Source organism: Streptomyces sp. NPDC020362, assembly GCF_040642095.1.
GTDB lineage: Bacteria > Actinomycetota > Actinomycetes > Streptomycetales > Streptomycetaceae > Streptomyces.
In genome coordinates this window covers 16323-40093 of the sequence record NZ_JBFAET010000079.1, presented here as the reverse complement: position 1 = coordinate 40093, position 23771 = coordinate 16323, and the positions used below count along the sequence as shown (strand labels likewise).

At 70.1% G+C, this 23771-nt stretch carries 13 protein-coding genes and 1 pseudogene; 6 read left to right on the top strand and 8 right to left on the bottom strand.

Annotation, left to right across the window (positions count from 1 at the left end; all coding sequences use genetic code 11):
- Positions 1-143: 143 nt before the first annotated feature.
- The 3 genes from AB0H32_RS25800 to ngcE are packed head-to-tail and all read right to left on the bottom strand — an operon-like array spanning position 144 to position 3472.
- Positions 144-1067, bottom strand: a complete 924-nt coding sequence (locus tag AB0H32_RS25800; RefSeq protein ID WP_361124754.1) for a carbohydrate ABC transporter permease — start codon at positions 1065-1067, stop codon at positions 144-146.
- Between the two features lie 4 nt (positions 1068-1071).
- Positions 1072-1998, bottom strand: coding sequence for a sugar ABC transporter permease (locus AB0H32_RS25795; protein WP_361124757.1), 927 nt, complete (start codon positions 1996-1998; stop codon positions 1072-1074).
- A gap of 28 nt (positions 1999-2026) precedes the next feature.
- Entirely contained in the window at positions 2027-3472 is a 1446-nt protein-coding gene (gene ngcE, locus AB0H32_RS25790; protein ID WP_361124752.1) for an N-acetylglucosamine/diacetylchitobiose ABC transporter substrate-binding protein, read from the bottom strand.
- Between the two features lie 401 nt (positions 3473-3873).
- Here ngcE and AB0H32_RS25785 point away from each other — a divergent pair, with 401 nt between their 5' ends.
- Positions 3874-7617 carry a GH92 family glycosyl hydrolase gene (locus AB0H32_RS25785; protein ID WP_361124750.1) on the top strand — a complete coding sequence of 1248 codons (3744 nt, stop codon included), beginning with the start codon at positions 3874-3876 and terminating at the stop codon, positions 7615-7617.
- 61 nt (positions 7618-7678) lie between these two features.
- Here the strand turns inward: AB0H32_RS25785 and AB0H32_RS25780 are convergent, their stop codons facing one another.
- Entirely contained in the window at positions 7679-10945 is a 3267-nt protein-coding gene (locus AB0H32_RS25780) for a GH92 family glycosyl hydrolase (protein WP_361124748.1), read from the bottom strand.
- Between the two features lie 427 nt (positions 10946-11372).
- On the opposite strand from AB0H32_RS25780, the gene AB0H32_RS25775 reads away from it, so the two are divergent.
- On the top strand, positions 11373-14051 hold the full coding sequence (locus tag AB0H32_RS25775) for a SpoIIE family protein phosphatase (RefSeq protein ID WP_361124746.1): 2679 nt from the start codon (positions 11373-11375) through the stop codon (positions 14049-14051).
- Between the two features lie 257 nt (positions 14052-14308).
- Here AB0H32_RS25775 and acnA read toward each other — a convergent pair whose 3' ends face one another.
- Complete coding sequence (gene acnA / locus AB0H32_RS25770) at positions 14309-17026, bottom strand: aconitate hydratase AcnA (RefSeq protein ID WP_361124744.1); 2718 nt, start codon at positions 17024-17026, stop codon at positions 14309-14311.
- A gap of 285 nt (positions 17027-17311) precedes the next feature.
- Here acnA and AB0H32_RS25765 point away from each other — a divergent pair, with 285 nt between their 5' ends.
- The 3 genes from AB0H32_RS25765 to AB0H32_RS25755 all read left to right on the top strand — a co-directional run bounded on the left by AB0H32_RS25765 (position 17312) and on the right by AB0H32_RS25755 (position 21378).
- The gene (locus AB0H32_RS25765) at positions 17312-17647 is read left to right on the top strand and encodes a hypothetical protein (protein ID WP_361124742.1); all 336 of its coding nucleotides are present in this window, start codon (positions 17312-17314) and stop codon (positions 17645-17647) included.
- A gap of 145 nt (positions 17648-17792) precedes the next feature.
- Positions 17793-19322: a UDP-N-acetylglucosamine 1-carboxyvinyltransferase gene (locus tag AB0H32_RS25760; protein ID WP_361124740.1), complete on the top strand. Its 1530-nt coding sequence runs from the start codon at positions 17793-17795 to the stop codon at positions 19320-19322.
- A 352-nt stretch (positions 19323-19674) separates the two neighbouring features.
- A complete protein-coding gene (locus AB0H32_RS25755; RefSeq protein WP_361124738.1) occupies positions 19675-21378 on the top strand; it encodes an aminotransferase class V-fold PLP-dependent enzyme in 1704 nt (567 codons plus the stop codon).
- Between the two features lie 262 nt (positions 21379-21640).
- Here AB0H32_RS25755 and AB0H32_RS25750 read toward each other — a convergent pair whose 3' ends face one another.
- Positions 21641-22228 carry a rhodanese-like domain-containing protein gene (locus AB0H32_RS25750; RefSeq protein ID WP_361124736.1) on the bottom strand — a complete coding sequence of 196 codons (588 nt, stop codon included), beginning with the start codon at positions 22226-22228 and terminating at the stop codon, positions 21641-21643.
- Between the two features lie 79 nt (positions 22229-22307).
- On the opposite strand from AB0H32_RS25750, the gene AB0H32_RS25745 reads away from it, so the two are divergent.
- On the top strand, positions 22308-22595 hold the full coding sequence (locus AB0H32_RS25745; protein WP_361124756.1) for a metal-sensitive transcriptional regulator: 288 nt from the start codon (positions 22308-22310) through the stop codon (positions 22593-22595).
- Positions 22596-22684: 89 nt separating this feature from the next.
- On the opposite strand, the gene AB0H32_RS25740 is transcribed toward AB0H32_RS25745, so the two are convergent.
- Together AB0H32_RS25740 and AB0H32_RS25735 are read right to left on the bottom strand one after the other, a co-directional pair.
- Positions 22685-23431, bottom strand: coding sequence for a sulfite exporter TauE/SafE family protein (locus tag AB0H32_RS25740; RefSeq protein WP_361124734.1), 747 nt, complete (start codon positions 23429-23431; stop codon positions 22685-22687).
- Positions 23428-23721: pseudogene (locus AB0H32_RS25735) on the bottom strand (rhodanese-like domain-containing protein); the annotation flags it as partial. The gene AB0H32_RS25740 and the pseudogene AB0H32_RS25735, both read right to left, overlap by 4 nt.
- Between the last annotated feature and the right edge of the window lie 50 nt (positions 23722-23771).

Genomic DNA, 23771 nt, shown 5'->3' with positions numbered 1-23771 from the left:
GGCAGCTGGGTCGGCCGCGACGGGCGGCCGGTCGTGGCGGTGACCGACTCGGGGGGGGGGCGGCACCGGGGCCCGGCGGGGGGGGCGGGGGGCGCCCCGGGCCCGGGCCGGATGCTTCAGGGGCCGGATGCTTCGGGGACCGGCTACTTCAGCGCGCCCGCCGTCAGGCCGGCGACCACCTGCCGCTGGAAGACGATGTACGCCGCCAGCACCGGCAGCATCGCCATCACCAGGCCCGCGAAGAGACCGGACCAGTCACCCTTGTAGCCCTGGCTGACCGCCAGCTGGACCAGGCCCTGGGTGAGGACGCGCTTGTCGGGGTCGGTGTTGAGGACCGTGGGGAGCATGTACTGGTTCCACTGGCCCAGGAAGTTGAAGATGCCCACGCTGATCAGGCCCGGCTTGGCCATGGGCAGCATGATCTGGAAGAACGTACGGGTGTGCGAGGCGCCGTCCACGAAGGCCGCTTCCGCCACCGAGGTGGGCAGCGTGCGGAAGAACGCGGTGAGGAAGAAGACCGTGAACGGCAGCGAGTACGCGATGTAGACCAGGATCAGCCCGTGGATGGTGTTCAGCAGTCCCATGTTGTTCACGACGTAGAACAGCGGGACCAGCGCCAGCATGATCGGGAAGCTCATGCCGCCGACGAAGAGGTAGTAGATGAAACGGTTCCCGGGGAAGTCGAAGCGGGCGAGGACGTAGGCCGCCATCGAGCCGAGGACCAGGGTGCCGATCAGCGAGCCGCCGACCACCAGGATGGTGTTCAGGAAGTAGTCGCTCATGTTGGCCTGGATCCAGGCCCGCGACCAGTTGTCGAAGTGCAGCTTGTCGGGCAGGGACCAGGGCGAGCCGAAGATGGAGCTGTCGTCCTTGAAGGACGTCATCACGGCCCACAGCAGCGGCATGACCACCATGATCGCCCACACGATCAGCATGCCGTGGGAGAAGACGTTGAGGACGCCGCCCTCCCTCTTCTGGGCGGGGGGCCTCGGCGGCGCCACGTCGACCTTGGAGACGGTCGCGCCGGACTCGGCCGGCAGCGGGGCGGGGGTCTCGGTCGTCTTCATCGCTTCAGTACTCCAGCCGCTCGCGACGGCCCAGCCGCATCACGATCGCCGCGAACGCGAGCGTGACGACGAGCAGGGCGACGCCGATGGTGGTGGCGTAGGCGGCCTGACCGTCCCGGAACGCCTTCTGGTACACGTACAGGACCATCACGGTGGTCGAGTAGTCCGGTCCGCCTGGCCCGGTCGTCATGATCTGTACGACCGCGAACGACTCCGCGCCGAGCGCGAGGATGCCCATGTAGACCCAGCCGGACTGCACGGTGTCCCACAGCAGCGGCAGGGTGATGCGGAAGAACGTGGCGAAGCGGCTCGCTCCGTCCAGCAGCGCCGCCTCGTACAGCTCGGCCGGGATCGACGCCATGCCCGCGGAGAAGAGGACCACGAAGAAGCCGACCGTGGACCACACGAGCACCGCCATCACGCACCACAGCGCAAGGCTCGGGTCGCCGAGCCACAGTGGCTGGATGTTGTCGAGGCCGATGCCACGCAGGAGGGAGTTGATCGCGCCGCTGTCCGGGTTGTACGCGAAGGCGAACAGCAGCGAGACGATCGCGATCGAGAGCACCTGCGGGAAGAAGTAGACGATTTTGTAGAAGGACGAGCCCCGCACGCCCGAGACCACGGGGCCGCCCCTTCTCCGTCGTCCGCCCACATTGATCATGAAGGCGAAGAACAGCGCCAGACTGAGTGTCACCAAGGGCAGCACCAGAGCGAAGAGCAGGCTGTGCTGCAGCGACTTCCAGAAGATGTCGTCGTGGAACATCCTCTTGTAGTTGTCGAAGCCGACCATCTTGAATTCGGGGCTGAGGCCGGTCCAGTCCGTGAACGAGTAGTAGATGGACTGGATGAACGGCCACACCACGAAGAGCGCGTACAGTCCGAGGGGGGCAGCCAGAAACCCCACGATGAACCGGTACTTGCCGTGCTGCATCGCCACTCCGGTGCGGTAGGGGTGCTGGTTACTGGTGCTTGTAGTGCTTGATCGAGGTGTCCTTCGCTGCCTCGTCGGCGAAGCCCTGGATCTTCTTGATGGTCTCGGCCGGAGTGAGGCGGCCGGCCATCATCTCGCCGAGTCCGGCCACACCGATCTTCTCCTTCTGCAGCTGCACGTACCAGTCCTGGATCCGCGGATTCACCACGTTGGAGCCGGCCTTGTCCAGCGCGGCCACGCCCGACTTCAGACCGGGGGTGAGGGTGATGCCGGTGGTGCCGCCGTTGTACGCGGTCAGCGACTTCACCTTGGCGGTGAAGTTCTTCGAGGACGCCTCGGAGAGCATGATGCGCAGCTGCTCCATGCCGCCCTCGGAGTTCGCCGCCTTGGCCGGCACGACGAAGGGCTCGCCGCCGGAGGCCCAGATGGTTCCGAACGGCATCTTGTCCGAGCTGTCGATGCCGGTGGGCGCGGAGACCGCGAGGTTGAAGTCGGCCGGGATGACATTGGCCGATTCGTTCTCCACCCAGGAGCCGTTCGGGATGAACAGTGCCTTGCCCTTGGCCCAGGCGGTCTGCGACTGGATGTGGTCGAGGCCCGGGGTGCCCTTGAGGATGTAGCCCTTCTTGTACAGCTCGTAGTACGCCTCGAAGCAGGCCTTGACGGCGGGGTGCTTCCAGGCGTTCGGCTCCAGGTTGTCGATGGCGTCGAGCACCTCACGGCCGCCGACCTTGCCGATCATCGGGTACAGCGAGAAGGGGAGGTAGTACGGGTACTTGCCCGCGTACGTCCAGCCCGCCATGCCCTTCTTCTTGGCCTTCTCGCACACGGCGAGCATCTGGTCCCAGGTCTGGGGGTACTCCGCGTCCAGCGAGTCCAGGGCCTTCTGCGAGTACCAGACGCCGTAGACCGTGTAGGCGTAGTACAGGATCCAGACCGGCTTGCCGTCGAACTGCCCCATCTCCACGATGCCGGGGCGCAGTGTGTCGCGGACCTTCTTGTTCGGGTCGTCGTACGAGGGCGCGTCGAGGAGCGGGGTGAGGTCCGCCAGCTGGTTCTTGCCGACGAGGACGCCCATGTCCATCTGCTCGGCGCCGGAGTTGTCGATGAGGTCGGGCGGGTTGCCCTGGTTGAAGCGGGGCTGCAGGGTGGACTGGATCTTCTGGGTGGCGGAGAACTTCACCGTGGCCTTGGGGAAGTCCTTCTGATAGATCTTCACCGCGTCCTGGGCGTACTCCTTGCCGAAGCCGCCGTCGAAGAGGACGAACTCCATCTTGGCGGTCTCATTGACGCCCAGCGGGTTCTTGGCGGTCTTCTTGCCGGCCTTCGCCTTGTCCTGTCCGCCGCCGCCGCTGCTCGCGCAGGCGGAGAGCAGCCCCATTCCGGGGGCGGCCACCAGGCCGAGGGCGGCCGAACGCTTGATCAGATCGCGGCGGCCGACACCCTCGCCGTCGTGGTGCGCAGTGGATCCCATGCTCAAGTCCTCGCCTTCTCCAGGACTCAGGCGGTGAACCGGATCCTCCCCGGCACCGCTGTCGGGTAGTGCAGGGTCATGCGGGAAACGCCGACAGGTATAGTCCACTTCCCGCCAGCTGAGCAAGATCGAATGCAAGGTTGGCCGTGGGTCTTTTCCGAGTTGAGACCTCTCGGAAATATGAGCGACCTGTGGGCGCACTGCCGGGGAAATTCGCTCCATAGGCCCCTGAATGCCACACCCAACACCCTTGACATCAACGGCCACTTGACCACCTACTGGTTCCTGCGCATCGAAGCTGACAACGTTGTCTCACGTGGGTGCAGGAGGGGAATCCGTAGATGCAGCGGAGAACTCGGCACAGATACGGTCCGGCGGTCGTCCTCACGACCGCCTTTGTCATGGCCCTCGGCACACAGGGCGCGGCGGTCGCCCTGCCGGCCGCGGCCGCGGCAGCCGACCGGGAGTTCGCATCCTCGTTCGAGAGTGGTGATCCGGCGCCGGACTGGCTGAACAGCGTCGACACGACGTCGGACGGCAGCAAGCGCGCCTCGGGCGTGGACGGCGGCTACAGCACCGGCATCCCGGGCAACGCCACCGACCATGTGACCGAGGTCCGGGCGAGCGGCGAGAACGAGGGCGCGGGCGAGGTCAAGGAGAACCTCGTCGACGGCGAGCCCGGCACCAAGTGGCTGACCTTCCAGCCCACCGGCTGGGTCGAGTTCGACCTGGACAAGCCCATCAAACTGGTGACGTACGCGCTCACCTCGGCCAACGACTTCGACGGGCGCGACCCGAAGGACTGGACGCTCAAGGGCTCGGCGGACGGCAAGGACTGGAAGACGGTCGACAGCCGTTCGGGCGAGTCCTTCAAGGAGCGGTTCCAGACAAAATCGTACGATCTGGACCAGCCGGCCGAGTACCAGCACTTCCGGCTGGAGGTGACGAAGAACAACGGCGCCCCGGACATCCTGCAGATCGCCGACGTGCAGTTCTCCACCGGCGGCGGGGGCGGCCCCGTGCCGCAGGACATGCTGTCGCTCGTCGACAAGGGCCCGAGCGGCTCACCGACGGCGAAGGCGCGGGCCGGATTCACCGGAAAGCGGGCCCTGCGTTACGCCGGACGGCACACGGCGGCCGGCCGGGCGTACTCGTACAACAAGGTCTTCGACGTGAACGTGAAGGTCGGCCGCGACACCCAGCTGTCGTACCGGATCTTCCCGTCGATGGCCGACGGCGACCGCGACTACGACGCCACCAACGTCTCGGTGGACCTGGCCTTCACCGACGGCACCTACCTGAGCGACCTGGGCGCCCTCGACCAGCACGGCTTCCCGCTGTCGCCGCGCGGCCAGGGCGCCTCGAAGGCGCTGTACGTCAACCAGTGGAACGACGTGGCCTCGCGGATCGGGTCGGTGGCGGCCGGCAGGACCGTCGACCGGATCCTGGTGGCGTACGACTCCCCGGACGGCCCGGCGAAGTTCCGGGGCTGGATAGACGACGTCGGCATCAAGCAGGTGGCGCCCGAGAAACCGAAGGCACATCTGTCGGACTACGCGCTCACCACCCGCGGCACCAACTCCAGCGGCAGCTTCTCGCGCGGCAACAACTTCCCGGCGGCGGCCCTCCCGCACGGCTTCAACTTCTGGACGCCGGTGACGAACGCGTCCTCGCTGAGCTGGCTGTACGAGTACGCACGTGCGAACAACGACGACAACCTGCCGACGATCCAGGCGTTCAGCGCGAGCCATGAGCCGAGCCCGTGGATGGGCGACCGGCAGACCTTCCAGCTGATGCCGTCGGTCGCGTCCGGCACCCCGGACACCGGGCGCGAGGCGCGCGCCCTGGCCTTCCGGCACGAGAACGAGACCGCGCGGCCCTACTACTACGGGGTGCGGTTCGAGAACGGTCTGAAGGCGGAGATGACGCCGACCGACCACGCGGCCGCGCTGCGCTTCACCTACCCGGGCGACGACGCGAGCGTGCTCTTCGACAACGTCACGGAGCAGGCGGGCCTGACCCTGGACAAGGAGCACGGCGTCGTCACCGGCTACTCGGACGTGAAGTCGGGTCTGTCGACGGGCGCGACCCGGCTGTTCGTGTACGGCGTCTTCGACAAGCCGGTGAGGGACGGCGGCTCCAGCGGCGTGAAGGGCTATCTGCGCTTCGACGCGGGCGCGGACCGCACGGTCACCCTGCGCCTGGCCACCTCCCTCATCAGCGTCGACCAGGCGAAGGACAACCTGCGCCAGGAGATCCCGGACGGCACCTCCTTCGACACCGTCAGGGATCGCGCCCGGCAGACCTGGGACAGGCTGCTCGGCAAGGTCGAGGTGGAGGGCGCGACCCCGGACCAGCTGACCACGCTGTACTCCAGCATGTACCGGCTGTACCTGTACCCGAACTCCGGCTTCGAGCAGGTCGGGGGCAAGAACCGGTACGCCTCGCCCTTCTCCCCCATGCCGGGCCCGGACACCCCGACGCACACCGGCGCGAAGATCGTCGACGGCAAGGTGTACGTCAACAACGGCTTCTGGGACACCTACCGGACCACCTGGCCGGCGTACTCCTTCCTGACCCCCTCCCAGGCGGGCGAGATGGTCGACGGGTTCGTCCAGCAGTACAAGGACGGCGGCTGGACCTCGCGCTGGTCCTCCCCCGGCTACGCCGACCTGATGACCGGCACCTCCTCGGACGTGGCGTTCGCCGACGCCTACGTCAAGGGCGTGAAGTTCGACGCGAAGGCGGCGTACGACGCAGCGGTGAAGAACGCGACGGTCGTGCCCCCCTTCTCGGGCGTGGGCCGCAAGGGCATGAGCACCTCGCCCTTCCTCGGCTACACCAGCACGGACACGCACGAGGGCCTGTCGTGGGCGATGGAGGGCTACGTCAACGACTACGGCATCGCGAAGATGGGTGAGGCCCTCTACCGCAGGACCGGCGAGAAGCGCTACAAGGACGAGTCGCAGTACTTCCTCAACCGCGCCCGGGACTATGTGGACCTCTTCGACTCCGGTGCCGGCTTCTTCCAGGGCCGTGACGCCCGTGGGAAGTGGCGGCTGGACTCCTCGAAGTACGACCCGCGCGTGTGGGGCTACGACTACACGGAGACCAACGGCTGGGGCTACGCCTTCACCGCCCCGCAGGACAGCCGCGGGCTGGCCAATCTGTACGGCGGCCGGCACGGCCTCGCGGACAAGCTCGACGAGTACTTCGCCACCCCGGAGACCGCCTCGCCGGAGTTCGTCGGCTCCTACGGCGGTGTCATCCACGAGATGACCGAGGCCCGGGACGTCCGGATGGGCATGTACGGCCACTCCAACCAGGTCGCCCACCACGTCATCTACATGTACGACGCGGCGGCCGAGCCCTGGAAGGCGCAGGCGTACGTGCGGGAGGCGCTGTCCCGGCTCTACACCGGCAGCGAGATCGGGCAGGGCTACCACGGCGACGAGGACAACGGCGAGCAGTCGGCCTGGTACCTCTTCTCGTCGCTGGGCTTCTACCCGCTGGTCATGGGCAGCGGCGAGTACGCGATCGGCTCCCCGCTGTTCACGAAGGCGACCGTGCACCTGGAGAACGGCCGGGACCTGGTGATCAAGGCGCCGCGCAACAGCGCGCAGAACGTGTACGTGCAGGGGGTGAAGGTCGACGGCCACCCCTGGACGTCCACCTCGCTCCCCCACTCGCTGCTGGCCAAGGGCGGGGTGCTGGAGTTCTTCATGGGCTCCAAGCCCTCGACGTGGGGCACCGGCAAGAACGCGGCCCCGGTCTCCATCACCCAGGACGACAAGGTGCCCACGCCTCGCGCGGACGTGCTGAAGGGTGACGGCGCCCTGTTCGACAACACGTCGGAGACGAGCGACACGGTCACCTCGGTGGACCTGCCGGTCGGCGGCGCCGTGAAGCCCGTCCAGTACACGCTGACCTCGGCGGCCGACCACACGAAGGCACCGTCCGGCTGGACCCTGCAGGGCTCCACGGACGGCAAGGCCTGGCGGACCCTGGACCACCGCTCCGGCGAATCGTTCGGGTGGGACCGCCAGACCCGGGCCTTCACCGTCGCCGCACCGGGCTCGTACACCCGGTACCGCCTGGTCCTCGACGGCGAGGCGACGCTGGCGGAGGTGGAGCTGCTGGCCTGACGCCCCGCGGACGGCAGGAAGGGGCGGGTCCTCGCGGGCCCGCCCCTTCGCCGTGTGCGGGTCAGCCGGTGGCCAGGGTGAACACGTGCAGGTCGGTGTTGTGCGGCAGCCGGACGCTCCTGACGGTCTTGCCGGCCGGGGCCGTGAACGGCTTCGTGGCGAAGACGTACGTCGCCACCGGGTCCTTGTCGGCGCCGGCGACGTTGCGGTACGCGGTCTTGGCGACGACCTCGTTGCCGTACTGGACGGTGCCGCCTGCGCCGCCGACGGTCCAGTCGGTGAAGGAGAGGTCCACGGTGTCGGTCGTGCCGTCGGTGTAGGTGACGGTGGCGCTGGTCTGCTGGTTGCCGTTGACCGCGCTGCCGAGGAAGGACAACCGGCTTGCCGGGGCAGCGAGTTCGATCGTCTGTCCGGCCGCCGAGGCGTTGTCCGGGCGGGCGGCGGGCGAGCCCGGCCAGGTGAAGGTGAGGCCGTCGACCGTGCCCTGCCCGCCGGGGGTCAGGCCCGCCGCGGCGAGGGCCTGGCGGGAGTAGCTCCAGCCGCCGCCGTCGTAGTCGGCCTCGTCGTGTTCGCCCTCGTCGTCGGAGATGCCGGTGTTGTTGTAGGCGGCGAGGAGGGTGCCCGCGGCGGCCACGGTCAGGGAGACGGGCTGCTCGTAGGAGGTGTCGCCGGAGGTGACGGTGACCTTGGCGGCGTAGAAGCCCTGGGCGGCGTCCTCGGCCGCGGTGAGGGTGATCTCCCGCGAGCCGTCGGTCACCGTCCCCTCGGCGGGCGTGGCCGTGACCCCGGACGGGGTCTCCACCCGGAAGTGCACCTCGGGCCCGCTTCCGCCGCCGAGCGCCACCGCGCGGATGCCGATCTTCGTGCTGTCCCCGGGTGCCACCGTGGCGGCGGTGGGGCCGACGCCGATCTGGTACGGCTGCTCGCCCTGCCGGAAGGACGGCGGCGGGGAGGCCGCGCCCCAGCCGCGGTCCGGCGTGGTGGCGAGGGTGTAGTCGAGGCGGCCCCCGTCGCGCACGAAGGAGGCGGGCAGCCAGGGCCGGTCACCGGGCCGGCCGTCGACCTTCAGCGACTGCACGTACGGTGCGTCGGCCGCCGCCCCGCTCGCGTGGATGGAGATGTCGTTGCCGTGCGGGCGGTCGATCTCCACCCGCTCGAACAGCGGGGAGGCGAGGACGAGCTCGGCGCGCGAGGGCACCTGCGGGTACATGCCGAGCGCGGAGAAGACGTACCAGGACGACATCGCGCCGAGGTCGTCGTTGCCGGGGATGCCGCCGGGCTGGGTGGACCACAGCTGCCGCATCGCCGCGCGCACCGTTTCCTGCGTCCTGTACGGGGCGCCCGCATAGTCGTACAGGTAGGGAACGTTGATCGAGGGCTCGTTGTCCAGCTCGGACTTGGTGCCGCCCCCGCCGGTGAAGGCCCAGCCGCCGTCGGCCGTGTGGAAGAAGTCGTCCAGCCGGGCGAGGGCCGCCTCCCGGCCGCCCATCGCGGCGAAGAGCCCGGCGGGGTCGTGCTGGACCATCCAGGTGTACTGGGCGGCCGTACCCTCCACGAAGCCGTTGCCGGTGTCGGGGGTGAAGCCGGTGACCCAGCTGCCGTCGGCCTTGCGGTTGGCGATGTAGCCGCCGCTCGGATCGGCCGCGATGTCGAAGTTGTTCTGCCACCACTGGGCCCGGCGGGCGAAGGCGGCCGCCGTGTCCTTCTCCCCCGCCGCCGCGGCGAGCTGGGACAGGGAGAAGTCGGCGGTGGACATCTCCAGGGTCTCGGCGGCGCCGCCCCAGGCGTTGGAGACGCTGGGCATGTAGTGCAGCTTGAGGTACTTGTCGAGCGAGGGCCGCTGGCCCACCGACAGCACCGGCTTGCCGGCCGCCGACAGGTCCTGCCGCGTGGGTACGGTGGCCGCCTCGACCAGCGAGCGCAGGGCGCCCTTCAGGTCGAAGCCGGTGCCGCCGAAGGCTCGGATGCCGGCCAGGGCGGTCGGCGAGGGGTCGCCGTTCATGACGTGGGTGCCGCTCGCGCCGTGCAGCCAGCGGTCCCAGACGCCACCGTTCTGCCGGGCCAGCGTGTAGAGCGACTGGGCGATGTCGGAGCCGGTGCGCGGGTCGAGGAGGGTGAGCAGCTGCACCTGGTCGCGGTAGACGTCCCAGCCGGAGAAGGTCCCGTACTGGGCGCGGTGGCCGCGGGCCACCCGGTGCACCCGGCCGTCGCTGCCGCGGTATCTGCCGTCCGCGTCGCTGATGACGTTCGGGTGCAGCAGGGAGTGGTAGAGCGCCGTGTAGAAGGTGGTGCGCTCGGCATCGGTGCCGCCGCCGACCCGGACGGCCGCCAGCCGGTCGCGCCAGGCGCGCCGCGCCGCCTGCTCGACCGTGTCGAAGGAACGGCCCCGCGGGTTCTCCGCGGCGAGGTTGGCCGCGGCGCCCGCCCGGCTGACGTAGGAGATGCCGACCTCGACGTGCACCGGACCGGTACCGGGTGCGAACTCGACGTAGCCGCCCGCTCCCTTGCCCGCGACCGGCCGTCCGCCCTCGGCGAAGCCGCCGGTGCCGCCCGTCGCCTCGAGGGACCCGGGGTTCAGCTTGTCGTCCTGCCAGGTGCCGGCGGCCTTGAAGGCCCGGTCGAAGCGGGCGGTGAAGTACAGGGTGTAGTAGGAGCGCCGGCCCTCCGGGTCCAGGTAGCCGCAGAAGTTCCCGGAGGTGACGGAGCCGGAGACGCTCCGGGTCGCCGGGTCGATCGTGACCGTCGAGTCCTTCGATCCCACCTCGGAGTTGGCGGTGCGCACGAGCAGGGACGCCGGCTTGCCCTCCGGGTAGGTGAAGCGGGCCGAGCCGGTGCGGGCGGTCGCGGTGAGGTCGGCGGTGACGCCGGAGGCGAGGCCGACCCTGTAGTGGCCGGGCTCGGCCCTCTCGTCGGTGTGGGAGAAGTCGGAGGCGTAGACGGCGTCCTTGGTGTCGCTCGCGGGTGAGGAGGTGACCTCGCCCGCATAGGGGAAGAAGGGGATGTCGCCGCTGCCGCCCGCGCAGCCGGTGCCCGACATGTGGGTCAGGCTGAAGCCGCGGATGCGGGTGGCATCGTACTGGTAGCCGCCGGGCGCGGCGGTGCGGGTGGCGTCGCCTCTGGTGTTCTCCGGGCTCCAGGAGAGCATTCCGAACGGCAGGACGGCACCGGGGAAGACGTTGCCGCCGTTCTTGGTGCCGATCAGCGGATCGACGTACGGGGTCGGGTCCTTGACGAGGCCGGGGGAAGCGGCGCTCGCTGCGAGGGCGGGGGTGGCACTGCCGGTCGCGAGCAGCGCGGCCAGCAGCAGGGACAGGGGACGGAAACGCATGACGCGGCCCTTCCTCCAAACGGACGGGTCGCGCACCACAGGTCGCACAAGCCGCAGGGACAGTAACGTGCGCCACCCGTAGCACGGAAGACCTCGTACGCCCGGGCAGGCACGGGCCGGGATCACCCGGTCGAGCTACCCCAAACGGCTTGACATCGTTGTCGGTTGGCGCGGTAAAGTCATGTACAGACCATAAGACAACGTTGTCGCGCCCTCACGGACGAAACCCTCCCAGGGTTTCGCCGCCACAAGCCAGCACCACCCGGGCAGGTACCCAACCCCCCTCCCCTGCCCGGCTCGCGGACCCGGTGCGCACGGCCGCCGGGTCCGCCCAGAGCACTCTCACGACCTGCAGTCGGCGCATTCTGATGTCCATCTCATGGACCAGCCATAGCCACCCGGAAATGCCAGGTGCTAGAAATGTCGCATGCCGGATCTTTTCGGCCGATTCAGGAAGAACTGGCGCTCCATAGTCGGCAAGAGCCCGCGCAGCGTCGCCGGGCAGGTGTTCGTCCTGCAGGTGGCGCTGGTGGTGGTGCTCGTGGTCTGCAGCGTCATCGCGCTCGTCCTGCAATCGGAACGCGACACCACGACGGAGGCCAAGCGCCGGTCCATCGCCGTCGCGCAGACCTTCGCGCACTCTCCCGGCGTCCAGCAGGCGTTGCAGACCCCTGAGCCGTCCAAGGTGCTCCAGCCGCTCACCGAGGCGGGGCGCAAGGCCGCGGGCGTCGACTTCATCGTGGTCATGGACACGAAGGGCATCCGCTACACGCACCCCCTGCCGAGCAAGATCGGCCATCGGTTCGTGGGCACCATCGGTCCGTCGCTGGCCGGAAAGGTCTACACGGAGAGCGTCCACGGCCCGCTCGGCCACGAGGTGCAGGCGACCGTTCCGATCTACGACAACCACGGCAAGGTGATCGCCCTCGTCTCCGCCGGCCTGAAGGTCAAGAACGTGACCAACGAGGTGGACAAGCAGTTGCCGATCATCCTGGCCGCCGGAGCCGGAGCGTTCTTGGTGTCGACCGGCGGGACGGCGCTGGTGGGCAGGCGGCTGCGGCGCCAGACCCACAGCCTGGCCCCGGCCGAGATGACCCGTATGTACGAGCACCACGACACGGTGCTGCACTCGGTGCGGGAAGGCGTGCTCATCGTCGATGACGACGAGCAGCTGTTGCTGGCCAACGACGAGGCCCGGCGGCTGCTGGAGCTGCCCCTGGAGGCCGAGGGGCGGCCCGTGCGGGAGCTGTCGGTCCTCGACCCCGAGATGGTGGAGCTGCTGACCTCCGGGCGCGAGGCCACCGACGAGGTGCACTTCGCCGGCGGACGGCTGCTGGCGGTCAACCAGCGGCCCACGGACCGCGCGGGAGGCCCCCGGGGCACCGTGGTGACGCTGCGCGACTCCACCGAGCTGCAGGCGGTGTCCGGCAGGGCGGAGGTCACCCGTGAGCGGCTGGAGCTGCTGTACGACGCGGGACTGGGCGTCGGCACCACCCTCGACGCGGTCCGTACGGCCGACGAGCTGGCGCGGGTCGCCGTCCCCCGCTTCGCCGACTTCGTCACCGTGGACCTGGCCGACGCCGTGCTGCACGGCGAGGAGCCGGCTCCCACCGCGACGGACATGCGGCGCGTCGCCGTCGTCGGCATCCGGGACGACCACCCGCTCTACGAGAAGGGGCGGCTGATCGACTTCCTGCCCTCCACGCCCCAGGCCCGCGGCTACGGCGCCGGACGGTCCGAGCTGGTGACCAGCCTGGCGACCGCGACGGGCTGGCGCGCCCAGGATCCGAGGCGCGCCCAGCAGATCATCGACTTCGGCATCCACGCGCTCATCGCCGCGCCGATCAAGGCCAGCGGAGTCGTCCTGGGCATGGTCAACTTCTGGCGCTCCAAGCGGGACGCCTTCGACGAGGAGGAGCTGTCGCTGGCGGAGGAGCTGGTGGCCCGGGCCGCGGTCAGCATCGACAACGCCCGCCGGTACACCCGCGAGCACGCTCTGGCGGTCACCCTGCAGCGCAGCCTGCTACCGCGGGCGCTGCCCGAGCAGAGCGCGCTCGAGGTCGGCTACCGCTATCTGCCCGCGCACTCGGGGGTGAGCGGGGACTGGTTCGACGTGATCCCGCTGCCGGGCAGCCGGGTGGCGCTGGCCGTCGGCGACGTGGTCGGGCACGGCCTGCACGCCGCCGCGACGATGGGCCGGCTGCGCACCGCGGTGCACAACTTCTCCACGCTCGACCTGCCGCCCGACGAGCTGCTCGGCCATTTGGACGACCTGGTCGGCCGCATCGACCAGGACGAGGCCTCCGCGGAGATCGCGGGCGCCACCTGCCTGTACGCGATCTACGATCCGGTGACGCGCCGCTGTGTCATGGCGCGTGCCGGGCACCTGGCACCCGTGCTGGTCCACCCCGACGGCAGGGCCACCTTCCCCGACGTGCCGGCCGGGCCGCCGCTGGGCATCGGCGGCATGCCGTTCAGGACGGCGGAGCTGGAGATTCCCGAGGGAAGCCAGCTCGTCCTGTACACCGACGGCCTCATCGAGGACCGCAGGCGTGACCTGGACGTGGGCATGGAGCTGCTGCGCCGGGCGCTGGAGGGGCATCCCGACCGGCTGCCGGAGGAGAGCTGCCAGGCGGTGCTGGACGAGCTGCTGCCCGGGCGTCCCAAGGACGACGTCGCGCTGCTCATCGCGCGCACCCGGGCGCTGCCGCCGGAGAACGTCGCCGACTGGGACGTGCCGCACGACCCGGCCGCCGTGTCGGGGATGCGCGGCGCCGTGTCCGAGAAGCTGGAGGAGTGGGGCCTGGCCGAGCTGGGCTTCGGTATGGAACTCGTCCTGAGCGAGCTGATCACCAACGCCATCCGCTACGGCTCCGAGCCGATCCATGTGCGGCTGATCCGGGACCGCACCCTGATCTGCGAGGTGTCCGACGGCAGCAGCACCTCGCCGCATCTGCGGTACGCCGCGACGATGGACGAGGGCGGCCGGGGTCTGTTCCTGGTCTCGCAGATGACCGAGCGCTGGGGCACCCGGTACACGCCGCAGGGCAAGGTGATCTGGGCGGAGGTGGCGCTGCCGAACCTCGCGCGGCTCACCGCGGAGTGAAGTGTGCCGGGCGGAGCTGCCGGACCTCGCGGGTCCCGGGCCGCAGCGGGGTGTGCCGGGCTTCGGCGGGGTGTGCCGGGCTTCGGCGGGCGAGGCCTCGGCCCGGTCGCTCGGCAGTCCGAGGGCGGCGCCGGCCTGCCGGGCCTCGCCGCCGGACCACCCCGGGGACGGCGAAGGGCCGCACCCCCGTCACCGGGGATGCGGCCCTGTACGCCCTGCCCTGCCGTCTGCCTGCGCCGGCGGACCGGGCCTGCCGCCTACTTGCGGATCAGGTTGCGCAGCACGTACTGCATGATGCCGCCGTTGCGGTAGTAGTCGGCCTCACCGGGGGTGTCGATGCGGACGACCGCGTCGAACTCGACGCCCGTGTCGGTGGTGACCTTGACCGTGCGCGGCGTGGTGCCGTCGTTCAGCTCGGTCACGCCGGAGATGGAGAAGGTCTCCTCGCCGGTCAGGCCGAGGGACTCGGCGTTCTGGCCCTCGGGGAACTGCAGCGGCAGGACGCCCATGCCGATGAGGTTCGAGCGGTGGATGCGCTCGTACGACTCGGCGACGACGGCCTTGACGCCGAGGAGCGCGGTGCCCTTGGCGGCCCAGTCGCGGGACGAGCCGGAGCCGTACTCCTTGCCGGCCAGGACGACCAGCGGGATGCCCTGCTCGATGTAGTTGCGCGAGGCGTCGTAGATGAACGACACCGGCGCGTCCGCCTGGGTGAAGTCGCGGGTGTAGCCGCCCTCGGTGCCCGGCGCGATCTGGTTGCGCAGGCGGATGTTGGCGAACGTACCGCGGATCATGACCTCGTGGTTGCCCCGGCGGGAGCCGTAGCTGTTGAAGTCACGACGCTCCACACCGTGCTCGGTGAGGTACTTGCCGGCCGGGGTGTCGGCCTTGATGGCGCCGGCCGGGGAGATGTGGTCGGTGGTGACCGAGTCGCCCAGCTTGGCGAGCACGCGGGCACCGGCGATGTCGGAGACCGGGGTGGTCTCCATCGTCATGCCCTCGAAGTACGGGGGCTTGCGCACGTAGGTGGACTGCGGGTCCCACTCGAAGGTGTTGCCGGTCGGGATCGGCAGGGACTGCCACTGGGCGTCGCCCGCGAAGACGTCCTGGTAGGACTTGTTGAACATGTCCTCGCCGATGGCGTTGGCCACGACGTCGTTGACCTCGGCCTCGGTCGGCCAGATGTCGGTCAGGTAGACCGGCTTGCCGTCCTGGTCGGTGCCGAGGGCGTCCTTGGTGATGTCCACCTTCATGGAGCCCGCGAGGGCGTACGCGACGACCAGCGGCGGGGAGGCCAGGTAGTTCATCTTGACGTCGGGGTTGATCCGGCCCTCGAAGTTCCGGTTGCCGGACAGGACCGAGGTGACCGCGAGGTCGTGGTCGTTGACGGCCTTGGAGACCTCCTCCGGCAGCGGGCCGGAGTTGCCGATGCAGGTGGTGCAGCCGTAGCCGACCAGGTTGAAGCCGACCTTGTCGAGGTACGGGGTCAGGCCCGCCTTGTCGAAGTAGTCGGTGACGACCTTGGAGCCCGGGGCGAGGGTGGTCTTGACCCACGGCTTGCGGGTCAGGCCCTTCTCGACCGCCTTCTTGGCCACCAGGGCGGCGGCGACCATGACGTACGGGTTCGAGGTGTTGGTGCAGGAGGTGATGGCCGCGACCGTCACCGCACCGTGGTCGAGGGTGTAGGTCGTGCCGTCGGGGGCGGTGACCGGGACCGGGTTGGACGGGGCACCGTTGGGGTGGACGGCCGGGGCGTCGGAGGCCGGGAAGGACTCCTTGCCCGCCTCGTCGGCGGTGTCGACGTAGTTGCGGACGTCGAGTGCGAACTGCTGGGCGGCGTTCGCGAGGACGATGCGGTCCTGCGGGCGCTTCGGGCCGGCGATCGACGGGACGACCGTGGAGAGGTCCAGCTCGAGCTTCTCGGAGAAGTCGGGCTCGGCCGTCGGGTCGAGCCACAGACCCTGCTCCTTGGCGTACGACTCGACGAGCGCGACCTGCTGGTCGCTGCGGCCGGTCAGACGCAGGTACTTCAGGGTCTCGCCGTCGATCGGGAAGATCGCAGCGGTGGAGCCGAACTCCGGCGACATGTTGCCGATGGTGGCGCGGTTGGCGAGCGAGGTGGCGGCGACGCCCTCGCCGTAGAACTCGACGAACTTGCCGACCACACCGTGCTTGCGGAGCATCTCGGTGATGGTGAGCACGAGGTCGGTGGCGGTGGTGCCGGGCTTGAGCTCACCGGTCAGCTTGAAGCCGACGACGCGCGGGATGAGCATGGAGACCGGCTGGCCGAGCATGGCGGCCTCGGCCTCGATGCCACCGACGCCCCAGCCCAGCACACCGAGGCCGTTGACCATGGTGGTGTGCGAGTCGGTGCCGACGAGGGTGTCGGGGTAGGCCTGGCCGCCCCGGACCATGATCGTACGCGCCAGGTGCTCGATGTTCACCTGGTGGACGATGCCGGTGCCCGGCGGGACGACCTTGAACTCGTCGAAGGCGGTCTGGCCCCAGCGCAGGAACTGGTAGCGCTCCTTGTTGCGGCCGTACTCCAGCTCGACGTTCTGCTTGAAGGCGTCGTTGGTGCCGAACTTGTCGGCGATGACGGAGTGGTCGATGACCAGCTCGGCCGGCGCCAGCGGGTTGATCTTCGCCGGGTCGCCGCCCAGCTCCTTCACGGCCTCACGCATGGTCGCGAGGTCCACGACGCAGGGCACGCCGGTGAAGTCCTGCATGATCACGCGGGCCGGCGTGAACTGGATCTCCTGCGACGGCTGGGCCTGCGAGTCCCAGTTGCCGAGGGCGCGGATGTGGTCGGCGGTGATGTTCGCGCCGTCCTCCGTGCGGAGCAGGTTCTCCAGCAGGACCTTCAGGCTGTAGGGAAGGCGCGCGGAGCCCTCGACCTTGTCCAGCCGGAAGATCTCGTACGACTCGTCGCCCACCTGCAGCGTGCTGCGGGCGTCGAAGCTGTTCGCCGACACGACAGTCTCCTTCATTGATGTGCGCGTACCACCGCAATCCTGCCGCCATGCCGGTCTGGCCGATCCGCTAAGGTAAGGCTAAGTTAGGTAACCCTTACTCGGGTGGCGGTTGCGGTGCGCCTCGGTAGATATCTCGATGTCGAGATAACTCTAGTACATGGGGGCTGGCTGGTCATGTCCGGCCGGGCCCGGTCCTGCCGTTTTCAGGTGGCGTCGGCCACAGAGGGGCGGGCGACACCGGCCACACGCGGCGCCGGCCGCACTGCGATGGGCGAAGATCGCCGCATGCCTCTCGACACCGCACTGACGGGCCGCTGGGACAGCTCCCCCTTCGACCATGGCGTGATGGAAGCCTCGGAGCTGGAGTTCCTGGACGACGGACACGGCACCGGCACGGTGTCCAACGCCCTGGGGGACGACGTCGCACGATTCTCGTGGCACTGCCCGGAGCCGGGGATGCTCGAGGTCCACGACGAGTACGGCAGCGTCGAGCGGGTCCGTTACTCCGTCACCCCCGCCGTACCGGCGTACACGACGGACCCCATACCGGCGGTCACGTTCGAGCCGCCCCTGTTCTTCGCCCGGGAGTACGCGAGGGTTTCTTCCTTTTCCGATCGATAGGTTGAGAAACCGGGATGGCAGGCCGATATCGGACCAACCATCCCCAACTCCGGCACTTCCTGCAAACGCACCGGCCGCTGACACGCCATCACCCGAATGGACCCCCCAACAGGCGCCATCTCATATCTGAGATAACCTCGGCCTCATGTCAGACGACTACCTCGTACGCATCGGCAAGCTCATCCGTGACGCCCGGCAACACCGAGGCTGGACTCAGACCCAGCTCGCGGAGGCTCTCGGCACCAGCCAGAGCGCGGTCAACCGCATCGAGCGCGGGAACCAGAACATCAGCCTTGAGATGATCGCCCGAATCGGTGAAGCCCTGGACAGCGAGATCGTGTCGCTGGGCTATGCGGGTCCGATGCATCTGCGCGTGGTCGGCGGCCGCCGGCTGTCCGGCGCCATCGACGTGAAGACCAGCAAGAACGCGTGCGTGGCCCTGCTGTGCGCCTCGCTGCTGAACAAGGGGCGCACGGTGCTGCGCCGGGTGGCCCGGATCGAGGAGGTGTACCGCCTTCTGGAGGTGCTCAACTCCATCGGTGTGCGCAGCCGCTGGATCAACGACGGTGTCGACCTGGAACTGGTCCCGCCCGCAGAGCTGGAGATGGCCGCCATCGACGCGGAGGCGGCCGTCCGCACCCGCTCGATCATCATGTTCCTCGGTCCGCTGCTGCACCGCATGGACCACTTCAAGCTGCCGTACGCCGGCGGCTGCGACCTCGGCACGCGGACCATCGAGCCGCACATGATCGCGCTGCGCCGCTTCGGTCTGGACATCGCGGCGACCGAGGGCCAGTACCACGCACAGGTCGACCGCACGGTCCGCCCCGACCGGCCGATCGTGCTGACCGAGCGCGGGGACACGGTGACCGAGAACGCGCTGCTGGCCGCGGCCCGGCACGACGGCGTGACGGTCATCCGCAACGCCTCGTCCAACTACATGGTCCAGGACCTCTGCTTCTTCCTGGAGACGCTCGGCGTCAAGGTCGAGGGCATCGGCACCACCACGCTGACCGTGCACGGTGTGCCCAACATCGACGTGGACGTCGACTACTCCCCCTCCGAGGACCCGGTCGAGGCGATGAGCCTGCTGGCCGCCGCCGTGGTGACCGAGTCGGAGCTGACGGTGCGCCGGGTGCCGATCGAGTTCCTGGAGATCGAGCTGGCGGTCCTGGAGGAGATGGGCCTCGACCACGACCGCAGCCCCGAGTACTTCGCGGACAACGGCCGCACCCGGCTGGTGGACCTGACGGTCCGGCCCTCCAAGCTGGAGGCGCCGATCGACAAGATCCACCCCATGCCGTTCCCCGGTCTGAACATCGACAACGTCCCGTTCTTCGCGGCCATCGCGGCAGTCGCGCAGGGCAAGACGCTGATCCACGACTGGGTCTACGACAACCGCGCGATCTACCTGACGGACCTCAACCGCCTCGGCGGGCGCCTGCAGTTGCTGGACCCGCACCGGGTGCTGGTGGAGGGCCCGACCCGCTGGCGCGCCGCCGAGATGATGTGCCCGCCGGCACTGCGCCCCGCGGTGGTCGTCCTGCTGGCGATGATGGCGGCCGAGGGCACCTCGGTGCTGCGCAACGTGTACGTCATCAACCGGGGTTACGAGGACCTCGCCGAGCGCCTGAACTCGATCGGGGCGCAGATCGAGATCTTCCGGGACATCTAAGGACATTCCACACCGATGCCGCCGTGCCCTTCACGGCCCGTAGCCGACGGGCCGCACGAGGGCGCGGCGGCATCGGCGTGTCCGCTCCCGGTCATTCCGCGGATCACGGTCATGCCGCTTCCGCCCCTGGAAAAATACCCGGTAGGGTATGTCTCGCGGCGGCTCGCACGAGGGCGTCACCGTCCTCGTCGCATCCGTCGACCTCTCGATCCGCCATGCCGTCCGCGGTCGACCGGACGTCGGCAGCGGTCGGCGCCGACGCGAAAGGCCCGGCCATGACCGGCAGCGCAGCACAGCGCCACAGAGTGGACATACTTCGGCAGCCGTCCGCGAGCGACAACGGGCCGCGGTCGTGAGCGCCTTATCGTCATCGGCCGCGTCGGCGCTGCTGGAGCGCATACGCCGAGGGATCATCGGCGACGACGAGGTGCTGGACGGCCCGTACGGACCGAAGCGGATCGTCTACGCCGACTACACCGCCTCCGGCCGCTCGCTCGACTTCATCGAGGACTTCATCCGCGAGCAGGTGCTGCCGGGTTACGGCAACACCCACACCGAGAGCTCCCGTACCGGCCTGCAGACGACCCGGTTGCGCGAGGACGCGCGCCTCGTCGTCCGGGACGCGGTCGGCGGCACCGAGGAGGACGTCGTCATCTTCTGCGGCTCGGGAGCCACCGCCGCGGTCAACAAGCTGGTCGGCATCCTGGAACTGCGCCGCCCGGACCAGCCGCCGCCGCCCGAGCGGCCCGTGGTGTTCGTGGGCCCCTACGAGCACCACTCCAACGAACTGCCCTGGCGCGAGTCCGTCGCCGACGTCGTGGTGATCGACGAGGACGCCGACGGTCACATCGACCTGGAGGCGCTGGAGGCGGGTCTGCGCCGGTACGCCGACCGCCCGCTGCGCATCGGGAGCTTCTCGGCCGCCTCCAACGTCACCGGGATCCTGACCGACACCGACCGCGTCACGCGCCTGCTGCACGCGCACGGTGCCCTGTCGTTCTGGGACTACGCGGCCGCCGCTCCCTACGTTCCGATCCGGGTCGCGGCGAGCGCGCCGGGCGCGGACGACCACAAGGACGCGGTCTTCCTGTCCCCGCACAAGTTCGTCGGCGGCCCGCAGACCCCGGGCGTCCTCGTCGTGCGCCGGGATCTGATCCGCAACCGCGTGCCCACCGTCCCGGGCGGCGGCACGGTCACCTTCGTCGACCCCCTCGCCCATCACTACCTCGACGACCCGGTCGCCCGCGAGGAGGGCGGCACCCCGGCGATCGTCGAATCCGTCCGGGCCGGGCTGGTCTTCGCCCTCAAGCAGGCCGTCGGCGCCGACACCATCCAGGCCTCCGAGGAACGCCATGTGCGCCATGCGCTGACACGCTGGGCCGCCAACCCCCGTATGGAGATCCTCGGCAACCGGCACGCCCGCCGGCTGTCCATCGTCTCCTTCCGCATCCGCCACGACGGCGGCACCCATCTGCACCACAACTACGTCGTCGCCCTGCTCAACGACCTGTTCGGCATTCAGGCCCGCGGCGGCTGCTCCTGCGCGGGACCGTACGGCCACCGCCTGCTGGCGATCGACACCGCCACCTCGCACGCCCTGCTCGACGAGGTCGCGCGCGGCTGCGACGGCATCAAACTCGGCTGGATCCGCGTCAACTTCAACTACTTCATCAGCGACACCGTGCGCGACTATCTGGTCGACGCCGTCGACCTGATCGCCGCGCACGGCCACCGGCTCCTGTCCGACTACCGTTTCGACCCGAGCACGGGGCAGTGGCACCACCACGCCGCTGCCGCCGCTCCCCTGCTGCGGCTGACCGAGGTGCGGTTCACCGACGACGGACGGCTCACTGCCCCGGCCTCCCCTCGCCGCCGGCTGGGCGAGGACGCGCTGGCGGGTCAGCTCGAACGGGCCCGCGAGCTGCTCGGCTCCCGTTCCGGACGGCTCGACGAGGGCCCGACCGGGCTGTCCGCCGACTTCGAGCGCATGCGCTGGTTCCCGCTGCCTCCCGTCTGCGTGGAACAGGCCCGGCGGACCCCGCTCGGCACGGGCTGACACATATACCCCACCGGGTATCTGTGGTCGGTGCGGGCGCGGGGCGCCGTCCCGGCCGTCGGAGCGCCCGTGCGATCCACACGGGCGCTCTCGCGGCGCGCGGCCTGGCGGCGCGGCGGTCCGGCGGTCCGGCGGCTTGGTCGCCCAGTGGCTCGGCGGCTCGGCGGCTCGGCCGTCCGGCGGCTTGGTCGCCAGCGGCTCGGCGGCTCGGCCGTCCGGCGGCTTGGTCGCCGGCGGCTCGGCGGCTTGATGGCGCGGTGGCTCAGCGACTGCGCAGTGTGGTGAAGACGGCGTCGAGATCGGCCGCGCGCGGACGGTTGTGCGGCAGCTTGCCGAGCACGACCGCCATGCCGCAGGTGTCGGTGAGCGCGGAGAAGACCAGGCCGCCCGCGATGCCCGCCGACAGGAGCTGGAAGGCCGGGTGCACGAGCAGCCCGAGGGCGATCCCGACGAGCACCAGCGCCCCCGCGGTGAATCGGACCTGCCGCTCCATGCTCCACCCGGCCCGGGTGTCGCAGGCCGCGGGCTGCTCCAGGTCGTGGCCCGCCGCGGCCCACGCGCCGGTGCCGCCGGCCAGGGTGGCGGTGCGGACGCCCTGCTCGGCCAGCAGTCTGCCGGCGTTCTCGGAACGGGCTCCGGAGGCGCACACGAACAGGACGTCGCCGCGCCCGGCGGCGTGCCGCAGCTCGGGCAGGGCGTGCCGGATCCGGTCCAGGGGGATGTTGAGGGCACCCGGCAGATGGCCGGATGCGAACTCGCCGGGGGTGCGCACGTCGATGACCGTCAGCTCGGTGAGCCGGGTGTGCACCTGGTCGGTGTGGAGGGTGACGGGGGCATGGGGAGAGGTCATGGCAGTGTGATCCTTGAAGGTCGACGCCGTCCCGAACCGGGACGTACAGTACCCCTAGGGGTATGGCCGAGGAGCGATGGTGGAACTGGAACTCGCGGGTGCGGAGCTGAAGTCCGTCCTGAACCGTCTGCGCCGCGCGCAGGGCCAGATTTCCGGTGTGATCCGGATGATCGAGGAAGGCCGCGACTGCGAGGACGTGATCATGCAGCTCGCCGCCGCGTCGCGGGCGCTCGACCGCGCCGGTTTCGCGCTCATCGCCACCGGTCTGCAGCGGTGCATCACCGACATGGAGTCCGGCCGCAAGAACGGCGAGGATCCCGAGCAGATGCGGGCCCGTCTGGAGAAGCTCTTCCTGTCGCTGGCGTGAGCTCGCCGGCGTGAGACTCGCGCGGGGCGGCGGACGGCGGTGCACCCGACCACCGCGCATCCGAGCACCACCCGTCCGACCACTGCGCATCAGACCACCGCGTCGATCATCATGAACACGGCCACGCCCAGGAGCACCAGGGCGAAGGTGCGCTGGAGCGCGCCCCCTGACACCTTCGCGGCCAGACGCCTGCCGTCCCAGGCGCCGAGGATCGCCGCCCCGGCGAAGGGCGCGATACGGGCCCAGTCCAGGCCGTCGGCCGTACCCGCCCGCATCACCAGCGCGGCCAGCGAGTTGACGGTGATCACCAGGAGGCTGGTGCCCACCGCGTCGCGCATCCGCATGCCGAGCACGCTCACCAGCGCGGGCACGGCGAGGAAGCCGCCGCCCACGCCGAGGACACCGGTGACCGATCCGAGCCCCGCACCGGCGGCCGCCGCGCGGCCCGGCCGCACCGGTACGACGGTGTCCGTGGCGGGACGGGGCCGCAGCATCCGCACCGCGGCCGTCCCTGCCAGCAGGGCGAAGGCCGCCGTCAGGGCGGCCGCGGGCAGGCGCCCGGCGAGCGCGCCGCCCAGCATCGCGGGCACGGTCCCCGCCGCCGCGAACAACAGCCCGGTCCGCCACCGGACGTGACCGTCCCGGGCGTGCGCGGACAGCGCGGTGGCCGAGGTGACACCGACGACGACCAGGCTGGCGGTGGTGGCCGCGACCGGCGTGAAGCCGAGCAGATAGATCAGGGCCGGGACGGCCAGGACACTGCCACCACCCCCGAGCGCGCCGAGCGCCAGGCCTATGACGGCCCCGGCGACCAGGGCGCACAGCACAGCGCTCACGCGACGGTCCCGTTCCCGCCCCGCGCGTCCACGACGGGCAGTCCCGCCTCGGCCCAGTCCCGCATGCCGCCGATGACGTCCACGACGTCCGCTCCGCGCCCGGCCAGCAGCTCGGCCGCCTGCCGGGAGCGGTTGCCCGAGCGGCAGATGACGACCAGCGGCCGCGCCTGCGCGGGCGCGGGCAGCGCGGCTCCGTCGGTGAGCGCGGACAGCGGCGCGAACACCGCCCCCGGCGCATGCCCCGCCTCCCACTCGGCAAGCTCGCGGACGTCCAGCAGCGCGGCGTCCCCGCCGCCCTCGGCGGCGGTCCCCTCGCCACGGCCCGCCGCGGCGGTCCCGC